Origin of the sequence: Inquilinus limosus MP06 (assembly GCF_000767795.1) — a bacterium.
Taxonomy (GTDB): domain Bacteria; phylum Pseudomonadota; class Alphaproteobacteria; order DSM-16000; family Inquilinaceae; genus Inquilinus; species Inquilinus limosus_E.
Genome location: NZ_JANX01000005.1, coordinates 23,695 through 37,663, shown reverse-complemented (window position 1 = coordinate 37,663; position 13,969 = coordinate 23,695). Strand labels below are relative to the sequence as shown.

Sequence of the window (13,969 nt, the reverse complement as noted above, 5' to 3'; positions counted from 1 at the left end):
GGGGAGGCGGACATCGCCGCGATCGACTGCGTCACCTATGCGCTGCTGCAACGACACCGCCCGGGCGCGACGGCCGGGCTGCGGGTGATCGGACGCACTGCGCCGGCCCCGGGCCTGCCCTTCGTGACCCGCCGGGATGCACCGGACAGAACGGTCGAGGCCTTGCGCGCGGCCCTGTGCGGTGCCCTGGCCGATCCGGCGCTGGCCGGGGCGCGGGCGGCGCTGCTGATCGAGGGCATCGAGATCCTGGGCGAGGCCGATTACGACGCGATCCCGCCGCAGCCGGTCAGCACTCCTCCTCTGCTTTCCGTTCCGTCTCGCCGCTCCGCCACAGCTCCAGCGCCCTGACGGTCTCGGCCACCCGGGCCCTGGCCACCTTGGCCAGCTCCTGGGGCCGGCCCGGCCGGCTGCCGCCCTTGTCGCCGAGCGATTCGGCCAGGTCGATCAGCGCCCGGGCACCGCAGATCGCGGCGCAGGAGCGCAGGGCATAGGCCTCCAGCGCCAGGGCCTCGCGGTCGCCGGCGCCGGCCGCGGCGGTGATCGCCTCGGCCCGGTCGCGCAGCTCCTCGACCAGGTCGTCGATCATCGCCCGGCGGGCGGCGTCGTCGAAGCCGGACAGGTTGCGCTCCAGCGCCGCCGGGTCGAACTGGTATCGCGGACCGTTGCCGGCCATCCATTCCTCCACCGCCCCTCACTCATATCGCTTCACGGGACCGCGAGTTCCAGGCGCGGAAACAAAACGATACGAAGCCCGCTTGCATTCCGGAACGGACGGTCCATATTTCGGCAATGACCTCTCATCCCGGCCGCCCTCGTGAGTTCGACAAGGACACCGCGCTCGACGCGGCGATGGCCCTGTTCTGGCGCCAGGGCTACGAGGCGACGTCGCTGGACGACCTCACCCGGGCGATGGATCTCAGCCGCAGCAGCTTCTACGGTTGTTTCGGCTCCAAGCACGACGTCCTGCTCGCGGCGATCCGGCGCTACAACGATTCGCGGTTTGCCCTGCTGCAGCAGCTGGCGGCGGGCGAGCCGGACCCCGGCCACGCCTTGCGCGCCGCCGTTGTCGCGATCTCGAATTCGCGCGGCAGCCGCGAGGGCTGCTTCCTGATCAACAGCACGGTCGAGCTGGCGCCGCACGACCCGGAGGTCGAGAGGCTCAGCCGCCGCCATCTGGAGCGGCTGGAGGGGCTTCTGGCCGGGCTGCTGGCGCGCCAGGCCGGCGGCGAGGTCGACGAGGCGACGGCCGCCCGGGCGCGCGGCCTGCTGGCCATCGCCTTCGGCGCCTGCGTGATGCACAAGGCGGGCACCGCGTCCGCCGCGATCGATGATCTCCTGGCCGCCGCCGAGCCGCTGATGCGGTAGAGCCGGCCCCAACCCGTCGCCGCCTTTCGCAACCAATTTTGGACCAACTGGTCCCGAATCTGCATCGAACTGGAGAGACCTGATGACCGCTCCCAAGCTGTTCACGCCGACCCGGATCGGCGACCTCGACGTCCCGAACCGGATCGTGATGGCGCCGCTGACGCGCAACCGGGCCAGCCGCGACGGCGATGTGCCGCATGCATTGAACGCCGAGTACTACGCCCAGCGCGCCACGGCCGGCCTGCTGATCTCCGAAGGCACGCAGATCTCGCCGGAGGGCAAGGGCTATGCCTGGACCCCGGGCATCCACAGCCCCGAGCAGGTGGCCGGCTGGCGGCTGGTGACCGACGCGGTGCACAAGGCCGGCGGCCGGATCGCGGCCCAGCTCTGGCATGTCGGCCGGATCTCGCACACCGTGCTGCAGCCCGGCCGCGCCGCCCCGGTCGGCCCGTCGGCGATCGCTGCGGAGCACAGCCGGGTCTATGACGGCGAGGGCTTCGTCCCGACCTCGGCGCCGCGGGCGCTGGAGACGGATGAACTGCCGCGCATCGTCGGCGACTACGCCCAGGCCGCGCGCAACGCCAGGGAGGCCGGCTTCGACGCGGTCGAGATCCACGCCGCCAACGGCTACCTGCTGCACCAGTTCCTGGCCGACGGCACCAACAAGCGGACCGACGCCTATGGCGGCCCGGCCGCCAACCGCGCCCGGCTGCTGCTGGAGGTGGCGGAGGCGGTGGCCGGCGTCTGGACGCCCGGCCGGGTCGGCGTCCGGCTGTCGCCCTTCTCGAATTTCGGCGACATCGCCGACAGCGACCCGATGGCGACCTTCGGCCATGCCATCGAGGGGCTGAGCGGGCTCGGCATCGGCTTCCTGCATCTGGTCGAAGGCCAGACCGGCGGCACCCGCGAGCTGCCGCCCGGCGCCGACATCCAGGCGCTGCGCCGGCTGTTCAAGGGCAGCTACATCGCCAACAACGGCTATGACCGCGACCTGGCGATCGACGCGGTGGAGAGCGGCCGCGCCGACCTCGTCGCCTTCGGCAAGCTGTTCATCGCCAACCCGGACCTTGTGGAGCGGCTGCGCCGCGACGCGCCCTTGAACACGCCGGACCAGACGACGTTCTACGGCGGCGACGCCCGCGGCTATACCGATTACCCGACGCTGGCGAAGGTCGCGGCCTGATCGGCCTGGAGCCGGGTTGCCTCTCGCGCTTGCAGGACGTTTTCAGAATTCTGAACACGTCATTGCGAGCGCAGCGAAGCAATCCAGGGGCCGGTTCGCACTGGCCCCTGGATTGCTTCGTCGGCTTCGCCTCCTCGCAATGACGGCGAAGAGGTGGGCGGATAAGTTACGCGAAGATGATCGGCGTCCTGCCGTTATTCGGCTGGCGCGATCCGACCTGAAGCGATCGTGCTCTACCCCGCCTTCGGCGCCGTCAATGCGGCGGCGTCGCGGGCGGTGTCGACGCCGAGGGTGAAGCCGGCATAGAAGCCGATGCCGAGGCCGAAGATCAGCGCCCAGACGGCGAACCAGCGCATCCCACGCAGGCGCTGCCGCAGCGTTTCGGTCTCGTTCATCCCGTCCCCCTTCAGGTCGGATCGGCCGCCATCGCGGCCAGCTCCTCGTCATCGGCGGTCTGCATCGTCCACAGCCGGGCATACAGCCCGCCGGCGGCGATCAGTTCCGCGTGGCTGCCGACCTCGGCCACCCGGCCGTGGTCCAGCACATAGATCAGGTCGGCGTTGCGCACGGTCGAGAGGCGGTGCGCGATCATCAGCGTGGTGCGGCCGGTCATCAGCTGGGTCAGCGCCGCCTGCACCTGCCGCTCGCTTTCGGTGTCCAGCGCCGAGGTCGCCTCGTCCAGCAGCAGGATCGGCGCGTTCTTCAGCATCGCCCGGGCGATCGACAGGCGCTGGCGCTGCCCGCCCGACAGCTTCACCCCCTGCTCCCCGACCATGGTGTCGTAGCCCTTGGGCAGGCGCAGGATGAAGTCGTGCGCCGCCGCCGCCCTGGCCGCGGCCTCGATCTCCTCCTGCGTCGCCGACGGGCGGGAATAGGCGATGTTGGCGCGCACGGTGTCGTCGAACAGGGTCACTTCCTGGCTGACCAGGGCCATGTGGTCGCGCAGCGAATGCAGGGTCAGGCTGCGCACGTCGTGGCCGTCGATCGCCACCGTGCCGCTGGTGACATCATAGAAGCGCGGGATCAGGTTCAGGATGGTCGACTTGCCGGCGCCGGACGGGCCGACCAGCGCCGCCGTCTTGCCGGCCGGCACCTCCAGCGTCACACCGCGCAGCGCCGGGATCTTCGGGCTGTAGGCGAAATGCACGTCGGCCAGGGTGATGCGGCCCCGGCACTGCGTCAGCGCCATCGCGTCGCGCGCGTCGCGGATCGACGGCACGGCGTCGATCGTCTCGAACACCCGCTCCGCCGCCTCGAAGCCGGAGGACAGGGTGTTGTGCAGGTTGGCGAGGCGCTTCAGCGGCTCATAGGCCATCAACAGCGCGGTGATGAAGGAGAAGAACGAGCCGGTGGTGCGGGAACCGGAGACCACCTCATGGCCGCCATACAGGATGACGATGACGATCGCGATGCCCGACAGGGTTTCCAGGATCGGGTTGGTCGCGGAGCTGACGCGCATCGCCTTCTGCCGCAGGCGCGAGACCTCGTTGATGATCTTGGCGGCGCGGCCGGTCTCGCGGTCCTCGGCGTTGTACGCCTTGACGTGGCGGATGCCCTGGAAGACCTGGCCGAGATGGTTGTTCAGCGAGCCGTACTGGGTGAAGGTCTTGCCGGTGATCTTGCGGATGCGCTTGCCGATCTGCAGCACCGGCAGCACGGTCAGCGGGAAGATGATGAAGGTCGCCGCCGCCAGCTCGACATCGGTGTAGAACATCACCCCGATCAGGGCGACCAGCGACAGCAGGTCGCGGCCCAGGCCGGTGATGCCGGTCGCCACCGCGCCGTACATCGACTGCACGTCGTTGGTGAAATGGCTGACCATCCGGCCCGAGGTGGTCTCGTGGAAGGTCGCCAGGTCGGCCCGCACCCGGTTGCGGAACATCCGCACCTGCAGCTCGGCGATGATCAGCCGGCCGACATTGTTCAGGATCACGCCCTGGGCGTAGCCGGTGATGCCCTTGACCACGAAGATCGCCAGCACGGCCATGGCCAGCGGCCACAGCAGCGTGCCGTTCTTCTCGGTGAAGATCTCGTCGATGACCGGCTTCATCACCCAGGCCGAGGCCGCGGTGGTCGCCGCCGTCAGCGCCATGCAGGTCAGCGCCGCCGCCACCTTCGGCCAATGCGGCCGGATGTAGTTGCGCAGCAGACGCTGCGCGATCTCGCGGTCGCTCATCCGCCGCGGCTGCGGCTTCTTGTCCCTGTTCTTGGCCAAGGTGATCCGGATCCAGTATCGGGCGCGCCGTTAAACCACGGCCCCGGCTCCGCTTCAACCTTGCGGCGGGTTCCGCTGATCGGCACCATCATGCGATAAGGCCGCGCTGCGGCCCGAGAAAGTCCGTAGGGAGACCGATATGACGGAGGCGTTTGCCTCGGACCGCCCGAATGCCTGGGCCAAGCTGTACCCGCCCAAGATCGACTGGAGCCAGCCGATCGAGCGCCGGCCTCTCTACGCCATCCTCGACGACGCCGTGGCGAAATTCGCCGACCGCCCCTGCGCCACCTTCATGGACAAGACCCTGACCTATGGCCAGATCGGCGACCTGGTCGCCCGCGCGGCCAAGGGGTTCCAGGCGGCCGGAATCGGCAAGGGCAGCCGGGTCGGCCTGTTCCTGCCGAACTGCCCGTATTTCGTGATCTGCTACTTCGCGCTGCTGAAATGCGGCGCCGTGGTGGTGAACTTCAACCCGCTCTATGCCGAGCGCGAGCTGGTCACCAACATCGACGATAGCGGCACCGAGCTGATGGTGACGCTGGACCTGGCGCAGCTGCACAACAAGCTGCTGCCGCTCCTGGGCCGCACCGCGCTGAAGCGGATCCTGGTCTGCCCGATGGCGGGCGTGCTGCCCTTCCCGAAGAACCTGCTGTTCCCGATCGTCAAGCGGCGCGAGGTCGCCAGGGCGCCGAAGGATGAGCGGCATCTGCGCTGGAGCGACCTGGTGCGCAATGACGGGCGCTTCGCCCCGGTCGCCATCGCGCCGGAAGAGGATCTGGCGGTGCTGCAATACACCGGCGGCACCACCGGCACGCCCAAGGGGGCGATGCTGACCCATTTCAACCTCTACGCCAACGCGGTGCAGGCCGGCTGCTGGTTCGAGGGCATGGTCCCGGGCCAGGACCGGATGCTGGCGGTGCTGCCCTTCTTCCACGTCTTCGCCATGACCGTGGCGATGAACCTGGCGATCTGGGCGGGGGCGGAGATCGTCATGCTGCCGCGCTTCGAGCTCGAGACCGTCATGAAGACGATCCACGACAAGAAGCCGACCCTGTTCCCGGCCGTGCCCACCATCTACACCGCGATCGCCAACTTCCCGGAGCGCGGCAAGTACGACCTGTCGTCGCTGAAGCGCTGCATCTCCGGCGGGGCGCCGCTGCCGGTCGAGGTCAAGCACGCCTTCGAGGCGGCCACCGGCTGCAAGCTGGTCGAGGGCTACGGCCTGTCCGAAAGCTCGCCGATCGCCACCTGCAACCCGCTGTTCGGCGTCAACAAGACCGGCTCGATCGGCATCCCGCTGCCGCAGACGGTGATCGAGATCGTGTCGTTGGACGACCGGACCACGGTGGTGCCGACCGGCGAGCGCGGCGAGGTCTGCATCCGCGGTCCGCAGGTGATGAAGGGCTACTGGAACCGGCCGGAGGACACGGCCGAGGTGCTGCGCGACGGCCGCCTGCACACCGGCGATGTCGGCACCATGGACGAGGACGGCTACACCTTCATCGTCGACCGGATCAAGGACATGATCCTGTGCTCCGGCTTCAACGTCTATCCGCGCAATGTCGAGGAGGCGATCTACCTGCATCCGGCGGTGGAGGAATGCATCGTCGCCGGGCTGCCGGACCCGTATCGCGGCCAGACGGTGAAGGCCTATATCAAGCTGCGGCCGGGCCAGAGCCTGACCGCCGAGGCGCTGGTCGCCTTCCTCAAGGACAAGCTGTCGCCGATCGAGATGCCCAAGCAGGTCGAGTTCCGCGACACGCCGCTGCCGAAGACCCTGATCGGCAAGCTGTCGCGCAAGGCCGTGCTGGAGGAGGAGGCGGCGAAGGCCGCCGCGGCCTCCGGCACGACGGAAGCGGCGGCGCGGACCGGGACGTGAGTGCATTCGATTGACCCGATCCTCCGGCTGCGTTACTTTACGTTTACGTAAACGGCATGCAGCAACGCGGTCGGAGGCGAGGCGCCATGGAGGCGGAGATCCGGGAGAAGGCGGAAGCCGAGCAGCGCAGCTACTCGATCGGCGATCTCGCCGCGGCCTTCGACATCACCCCCCGCAGCATCCGGTTCTATGAGGATGAAGGCCTGCTGTCGCCTGAGCGCGCCGGCCTGACCCGCATCTACAGCCATCGCGACCGGGCGCGCCTCGCCCTGATCTGCCGCGGCAAGCGCCTCGGCTTCTCCCTGGCCGAGATCAAGGAATTCCTCGACCTCTACGACCGCGACCACGGCCAGGTCGGGCAGATGTCCTATTTCCTCGGCCGCGCCCGGGCGCGGCGCGCCGCCCTCGAGACCCAGCTGGTCGACGTCCAGCAGACGATCGAGGACCTCAAGGGCATCGAGGACGAGATCGTCACTTTTCTGAAGCGGGAAGGCGCGCTGCCGGAAGGCTGAGCCGCCGCCCACCCGCGGGCGCGGCCCGCGACAAGAAACTCTGAGGAGCCTGAGACCACCATGGACAAGAGCGTCGTCATCGCCGGGTTCAAGCGGTCGCCGCATCACTTCGCCAACAAGGGGGAGCTGCGCCGGGTGCGGCCGGACGATCTGGTCGCCGACGTGATCAAGGCGCTGGTCGCCGAGACCAGGGTCGATCCGGAGGCGATCGAGGACCTGATCCTCGGCTGTGCCTTCCCGGAGGGCGAGCAGGGCTTCAACATGGCCCGCATGGTCGTGTTCCTGGCCGGCCTGCCGCAATCGGTCGGCGGCGTCACCGTCAACCGCTACTGCGGCTCGTCGATGCAGGCGATCCACCAGGCGGCCGGGGCGATCCAGCTGGGCGCGGGCGAGGCCTTCCTGTGCGCGGGGGTCGAGAGCATGACCCGGGTGCCGATGATGGGCTTCAACCCGGCGCCGAACCCGAAGCTGGCGGCCGAGATGCCGCAGGCCTATTTCAACATGGGCGTGACCGCCGAGAACCTGGCGGTGAAGTACCAGATCACCCGCGAAAGCCAGCAGGACTTCGCCATCCGCTCGCAGCAGCGCGCCGCCAAGGCCTGGGCCGAGAACCGCTTCGCCGCCGAGATCGTGCCGATCGCCACGAAGGACGGCACGGTCGAGCGCGACGGCACCATCCGCCCCGACACCAGCCAGGAAGGCCTGTCCGGGCTGAAGCCGGCCTTCGACCAGAACGGCACGGTGACCGCGGGCACCTCCAGCCCGCTGACCGATGGCGCCTCGGCGACGCTGGTGACCAGCGAGGCCTTCGCCAAGGCGGCGGGCCTGCCGATCCTGGCCCGGATCCGGTCGATCGCGGTGTCGGGCTGCGCGCCGGAGATCATGGGCATCGGCCCGGTCGGCGCCACCCGCAAGGCGCTGCAGCGCGCCGGGCTGTCGCTCAAGGACATCGACGTGGTCGAGCTGAACGAGGCCTTCGCCGCCCAGGCGCTGGCGGTCGGCCGCGACCTCGAGCTCGACTGGGACAAGACCAACATCGACGGCGGCGCCATCGCGCTGGGCCACCCGCTCGGCGCCTCCGGCGCCCGGATCACCGGCAAGGCCGCGTCGATCCTGAAGCGCGAAGGCAAGGCGCTGGCGCTGGCCACCATGTGCATCGGCGGCGGCCAGGGCATCGCCACGGTGCTCGAGGCCGTGTAAGTTGTCCGAACTCTGATGCTGCTGCACGGATCTTGGAATGACCAGTCTTTCTGATGTCTTTATTGTCGGTGGGCAGCCGACCTTGACATATGTCGCGAGAGAGGAGTTGCGACTTGAATATGTGCTCAGAGATTATTTGAAATTTGGATACAAGGTCTTGTCGGTCTCCGGTCCGACTAAGAGCGGTAAGACTGTCTTGTGTCGGAGAATTCTTCCGACAACGGGTGCTATATGGCTTAGTGGTGGAGAAATTCAAAGCGAAGATGATTTTTGGCTGCGCGTAGTGTCTGAGCTTGGTGCCCCCACTTCGCTAACTGAGGGAAGGGGGCGCCAGCTATCACTTGATCTGGATGGGAAGGCAAAGGGAGGATTGTCTATACCTCTTTTGGCCAAGGGTGGCGTGGAGTTGGGCATCGGTGGTGGCTTTTCTCAAACGAACAGCAAGAGCTCAACTATAAGCCTTGATCAGAAAACTGCATCCATCAAAGCTCTTTTGGATAACAAAATCCCTCTCGTTATTGATGATTTTCATTATATAACTCGTTCGGTTCAGCAAAGAATAGTCCGTGCTCTGAAGCGGCCGATATTTGACGGGCTTCGGGTTGTTCTTATTGCGGTTCCTCATCGGGCTTTTGACGTTGTCAAAAGCGAAAAAGAAATGACAGGTCGAGTTGAGCAAGTTTCTATTCCTTTGTGGAATAAAGAGGATCTGTCGGAAATTTCTTCTAGAGGATCAACGCCTCTGAACATTGTTTTCGAAGAAGAGGGGGTTTCAGAGTTCGTTAAGCAGAGCTTTGGTAGCCCTCATCTGATGCAGGAGTTTTGTCAGCAAATATGTAGGGAGAATTCGATCTATGAAACAGTGCCAAAGTTGATGACGATAAAGAGACCTCCGAATCCTGTGGAGTTCTTTAAAAGAATTTCGCAATCTACTGCGAAGCCAGCCTTTGATCATCTCAAGCGTGGTCCACGGCAGAGAACAGATAGGATCCGCCGAAAATTCAAGGATGGCACGGTTGGTGACATCTATATCGCTGTCCTGAAGGGACTGGCGCACTGTGAGGCGGAGGCCGAACTCACATACGAGAGTATCAGGGCGGCATTGCGAGAGGTTATGTCAGACAACGTTCCGCAAGCGCATGAAATTGGTCGAGTTCTTGTTCAGATGTCAAAGATTGCTAAGGAAAAGAGCGAAGGATCCGAGCCTGTTTTGGATTGGGTGGAGGATGAGAGAACTTTGTACATCTCTGATCCTTTCTTCGCATTCTATCTCAGATGGTCTGACCTTTCCGGTGCAGGTGTGATTGGTGCGTAGGTCTTGTGGGAGATCGGTCATGGACATCAAGCAAGTCGCGGTGATCGGCGCCGGCGTGATGGGCAGCGGCATCGCCGCCCATTTCGCCAATGCCGGCGTGCCGGTGCTGCTGCTCGACATCGTGCCGAAGGGCGCGACCAACCGGAACGTCGTGGCCGAGGGCGCGCTGGCGAGCATGGCCAAAGCCGACCCGGCGCCCTTCATGTCGAAGTCGGCGGCGCGGCTGGTCACCCCCGGCAACACCGAGGACGACCTGGACAAGCTGGCCGGCTGCGACTGGATCGTCGAGGCGGTGCTGGAGGATCCGGCGGTCAAGCGGGACCTCTACGCCCGGATCGAGCGGGTGATGAAGCCCGGCGCCGCCGTCTCCTCCAACACCTCGACCATCCCGCTGGCGATCCTGACCGAGGGCCGGTCCGAGGCGTTCCGGCGCGGCTTCCTGATCACCCATTTCTTCAACCCGCCGCGCTATATGCGCCTGCTGGAGCTGGTGACCGGGCCGGAGACCGATCCGGATCTCGTCGCCGGCATCCGCAGCTTCGCCGATCTCCGCCTCGGCAAGGGCGTGGTCGACTGCAAGGACACGCCCGGCTTCATTGCCAACCGGATCGGCACCTACTGGATCCAGGCGGCGGTCAACGGCGCCTTCGACCTCGGCCTGACGGTGGAGGAGGCGGATGCGGTCGTCGGCCGGCCGATGGGCGTGCCCAAGACCGGCGTGTTCGGCCTGATCGACCTGGTCGGGCTCGACCTGATGCCGCACATTGCCAAGAGCCTGCTGGCGACCCTGCCCAAGGATGACGGGTATCGCGAGATCTACCGGGTCGAGCCGGCGATCGAAAAGCTGATCGCCGAGGGCTACACCGGCCGCAAGGGCAAGGGCGGCTTCTACCGCCTCAGCAAGGCCGCCGACGGTGCCCGTGTGAAGGAGAGCGTCGACCTGAAGACCGGCGCCTGGGCGAAGTCGGACAAGCCGAAGCTGGAGGCCGTGGAAGAGGCGCGCCGCGGCGGGCTGAAGGCGCTGGTCGCCTTCGACGACAGGACCGGCCAATACGCCGCCCGGGTGCTGGGCCAGACCCTGTCCTATGCCGCCGGGCTGGTGCCGCAGATCGCCGACACGGTGGTCGCGGTCGATGAGGCGATGCGCCTCGGCTACAACTGGAGCTACGGCCCGTTCGAGCTGATCGACCAGGTCGGCGCCGACTGGCTGATCGGCTGGCTGGAGAGTCAGGGCAAGCCGGTGCCGGCGCTGCTGAAGGCGGCGCAGGGCCGCAGCTTCTACCGGGTCCAGGACGGCAAGCTGCAGTATCTCACCACCGGCGGCGACTATGCCGAGGTGAAGCGGCCGGAGGGCGTGCTGCTGCTGGCCGACATCAAGCGCACCGCCAAGCCGATCGCGAAGAATGGCTCCGCCGCGCTGTGGGACATCGGCGACGGCGTCACCTGCTTCGAGTTCACCTCGAAGATGAACAGCCTCGACGACCAGACCATGGCGCTGCTGGCCGAGGCGATCCGCATCACCGCGTCCAAGCACAAGGCGATGGTGATCTACAACGAGGGCACCAACTTCTCGGTCGGCGCCAATCTCGGCCTGGCCCTGTTCGGCATCAACATCGCCCTGTGGCCGCAGATCGAGGCGCTGGTGAAGGGTGGCCAGGATGCCTACAAGGCGCTGAAATTCGCGCCGTTCCCGACCGTGGCCGCTCCCGCGGGCATGGCGCTGGGCGGCGGCTGCGAGATCCTGCTGCACGCCGCCGCGATCCAGGCCCATGCCGAGACCTATTGCGGCCTGGTCGAGGTCGGCGTCGGCCTGATCCCCGGCTGGGGCGGCTGCAAGGAGATGCTGCTGCGCGCCTATGGCCAGCCGAGGCGCCCGGGCGGGCCGATGCCGCCGCTGGGCCAGGTGTTCGAGACCATCGGCACCGCCAAGGTGGCGAAATCGGCCTTCGAGGCGAAGGAGCTGCTGTATCTGCGCCCGGCCGACGGTATCACCATGAACCGCGACCGGCTGCTGGCCGACGCCAAGGCCCGCGCCCTGGCGCTGGCTGAAGGCTACCAGCCGCCGAAACCGGCCGAGGAGATCCGCCTGCCGGGCCCGACCGCCAAGACCGCCTTCGCCCTGGCGGTGGCCGATTTGGCCCGCACCGGCAAGGCGACGCCCTATGACGTCGTCGTCTCCGACAAGCTGGCCAATGTCCTGTCCGGCGGCGACACCGACATCACCGAAACGCTGACCGAGGACGACGTGCTGGCGCTGGAGCGCGAGGCGTTCACCGAACTGGTCCGGGCCCCCGGCACCATCGCCCGGGTCGAGCACATGCTGGCCACCGGCAAGCCGCTGCGGAACTGAGAGGATCCGACGATGCCCAGCTACAAGGTTCCGCTCGACGACATCCGCTTCGTGCTGCACGAGCTGCTGGACGCCGGCCAGCTGGCCAAGCTGCCCGGCTATGAGGAGGCGACGCCCGACACCGTCGACGCCATCCTGGAGGAGGCGGCGCGCCTGGCCGAGAACGAGCTGGCCCCCTTGAACCAGCCCGGTGACGAGGAGGGCTGCCGCTTCGAGAACGGCGTGGTCACCACGCCGAAGGGGTTCAAGGAGGCGTACCGCACCTTCGCCGAGGGCGGCTGGACCGGCCTGTCGGCCGACCCGGCCTTCGGCGGCCAGGGCATGCCCAAGGCGGTGAACTTCGTGATCGAGGAGGTGCTGTCCTCCGCCAACATGTCCTTCGGCATGTATCCCGGCCTGTCGCAGGGCGCCTACAACGCGCTGGAGGCCTATGGCGACGACCGGCAGAAGGCGACCTACCTGCCGAAGCTGACCGACGGCACCTGGTCCGGCACGATGTGCCTGACCGAGCCGCATTGCGGCACCGATCTCGGGCTCATCCGCACCAGGGCGGAGCCGGCGGCCGACGGCGCCTGGAGCCTCACCGGCACCAAGATCTTCATCTCGGCCGGCGAGCACGACCTGACCGAGAACATCATCCACCTGGTGCTGGCCCGGCTGCCCGACGCCCCGCCCGGCATCAAGGGCATCAGCCTGTTCGTGGTGCCGAAATTCCTGCCGAAGGAGGAGAACGGCGCGGTCGTCGCCGGCGCCCGCAACGGCATCGCCTGCGGCTCGATCGAGCACAAGATGGGCATCAAGGCGTCGTCCACCTGCGTGATGAATCTCGACGGCGCCACCGGCTGGCTGGTCGGCGAGAAGCACAAGGGCATGCGGGCGATGTTCGTGATGATGAACACCGCCCGGCTCGGCGTCGCCATGCAGGGGCTGGGCATCGCCGAGGTCGCCTACCAGAACGCGGTGGCCTATGCGAAGGACCGGGTGCAGGGCCGCGCCCTGTCCGGCCCGAAGGCGCCGGACAAGCCGGCCGACCCGATCATCGTCCATCCCGACGTGCGCAAGAACCTGCTGACCGGCAAGGCCTTCGCCGAGGGCGCGCGGGCACTGGGCTATCTGGTCGGCATCAACATCGACCTTTATACGAAACATCCCGACCCGGCGGTGCGGCAGAACGCCAACGACTTCGTGTCGCTGATGACGCCGATCCTGAAGGCGTACTTCACCGATATGGGACTGGAGGTCGCGGTGCGGTCGCAGCAGGTGCTGGGCGGCCACGGCTATATCCGCGAATGGGGGATGGAGCAGTTCGTCCGCGACGCCCGCATCGCCCAGATCTACGAGGGCGCCAACGGCATCCAGGCGCTCGACCTGGTCGGCCGCAAGATGCCGCAGGATATGGGCCGGCTGCTGCGCAGCTTCTTCCATCCGGTCGACGCGTTCATCCGCGAGGAGGCGGAGGATGCGGCGATGCTGGAGTTCGTCGGCCCGCTGGCCAAGGCCTTCGGCAAGCTGCAGCAGGCCACCGCCTGGATCGCCCAGAAGGGGCTTAAGGACCCGGAAGAGGCGGGGGCCGCCTCATCCGACTACCTCAAGCTGTTCGCCCTGGTGGCGCTGGGCTGGATGTGGGCGCGGATGGCCAAGGTGGCGCTGACGAAGGCGCCGCAGGCCGGCGACCGCGCCGGCTTCTACGACGCCAAGCTGAAGACGGCCCGCTTCTTCATCCAGCGTGTGCTGCCAGAGACCGGGTCGCTGTTCATCCAGATCATGGCCGGCAAGGCGCCGCTGATGGCGCTGGAGGCCGAGGCGTTCTGATCGCGACGGGGCGGCGGTCCCCGGCCGCCCCCTCACCCGAAATCGCTGCGCGATTTCGACCTCTCCCCAAGGAGAGGTGTACGGGCGCTGGCCCCGGTTTTCCCTCTCCCTTGGGGAGAGCGAGGGCCCGTTGCGTCG

The 13,969-nt window shown here is 67.1% G+C and carries 12 protein-coding genes; 9 read left to right on the top strand and 3 right to left on the bottom strand.

The window, feature by feature from the left end; all coding sequences use genetic code 11:
- On the top strand, positions 1–348 hold a 348-nt coding region (locus P409_RS36800), incomplete at its 5' end, for a PhnD/SsuA/transferrin family substrate-binding protein (protein WP_152613194.1).
- Here P409_RS36800 and P409_RS01585 read toward each other — a convergent pair.
- Positions 287–673: an Hpt domain-containing protein gene (locus tag P409_RS01585; protein WP_152613193.1), complete on the bottom strand. Its 387-nt coding sequence runs from the start codon at positions 671–673 to the stop codon at positions 287–289. The genes P409_RS36800 and P409_RS01585 overlap by 62 nt on opposite strands.
- Before the next feature lie 116 nt (positions 674–789).
- On the opposite strand from P409_RS01585, the gene P409_RS01580 reads away from it, so the two are divergent.
- Together P409_RS01580 and P409_RS01575 are read left to right on the top strand one after the other, a co-directional pair.
- Entirely contained in the window at positions 790–1,365 is a 576-nt protein-coding gene (locus P409_RS01580; protein ID WP_034831106.1) for a TetR/AcrR family transcriptional regulator, read from the top strand.
- 82 nt (positions 1,366–1,447) lie between these two features.
- Positions 1,448–2,548, top strand: coding sequence for an alkene reductase (locus tag P409_RS01575; protein WP_034831102.1), 1,101 nt, complete (start codon positions 1,448–1,450; stop codon positions 2,546–2,548).
- Between the two features lie 233 nt (positions 2,549–2,781).
- Here P409_RS01575 and P409_RS38620 read toward each other — a convergent pair whose 3' ends face one another.
- Positions 2,782–2,943, bottom strand: a complete 162-nt coding sequence (locus P409_RS38620) for a hypothetical protein (protein WP_161790320.1) — start codon at positions 2,941–2,943, stop codon at positions 2,782–2,784.
- 11 nt (positions 2,944–2,954) lie between these two features.
- Complete coding sequence (locus P409_RS01570; protein ID WP_238578572.1) at positions 2,955–4,763, bottom strand: ABC transporter ATP-binding protein; 1,809 nt, start codon at positions 4,761–4,763, stop codon at positions 2,955–2,957.
- 139 nt (positions 4,764–4,902) lie between these two features.
- On the opposite strand from P409_RS01570, the gene P409_RS01565 reads away from it, so the two are divergent.
- The 6 genes from P409_RS01565 to P409_RS01545 all read left to right on the top strand — a co-directional run bounded on the left by P409_RS01565 (position 4,903) and on the right by P409_RS01545 (position 13,831).
- The gene (locus P409_RS01565; RefSeq protein WP_034831100.1) at positions 4,903–6,642 is read left to right on the top strand and encodes a long-chain-fatty-acid--CoA ligase; all 1,740 of its coding nucleotides are present in this window, start codon (positions 4,903–4,905) and stop codon (positions 6,640–6,642) included.
- An 86-nt stretch (positions 6,643–6,728) separates the two neighbouring features.
- On the top strand, positions 6,729–7,154 hold the full coding sequence (locus tag P409_RS01560) for a MerR family transcriptional regulator (protein WP_052119899.1): 426 nt from the start codon (positions 6,729–6,731) through the stop codon (positions 7,152–7,154).
- Positions 7,155–7,214: 60 nt separating this feature from the next.
- Positions 7,215–8,354, top strand: coding sequence for a thiolase family protein (locus P409_RS01555; protein ID WP_034831098.1), 1,140 nt, complete (start codon positions 7,215–7,217; stop codon positions 8,352–8,354).
- A gap of 37 nt (positions 8,355–8,391) precedes the next feature.
- The gene (locus P409_RS37670) at positions 8,392–9,669 is read left to right on the top strand and encodes a P-loop NTPase family protein (protein WP_152613192.1); all 1,278 of its coding nucleotides are present in this window, start codon (positions 8,392–8,394) and stop codon (positions 9,667–9,669) included.
- A 19-nt stretch (positions 9,670–9,688) separates the two neighbouring features.
- Positions 9,689–12,019, top strand: coding sequence for a 3-hydroxyacyl-CoA dehydrogenase/enoyl-CoA hydratase family protein (locus P409_RS01550; protein ID WP_034831096.1), 2,331 nt, complete (start codon positions 9,689–9,691; stop codon positions 12,017–12,019).
- Between the two features lie 12 nt (positions 12,020–12,031).
- Positions 12,032–13,831, top strand: a complete 1,800-nt coding sequence (locus P409_RS01545; RefSeq protein ID WP_034831094.1) for an acyl-CoA dehydrogenase C-terminal domain-containing protein — start codon at positions 12,032–12,034, stop codon at positions 13,829–13,831.
- Positions 13,832–13,969 lie beyond the last annotated feature (138 nt).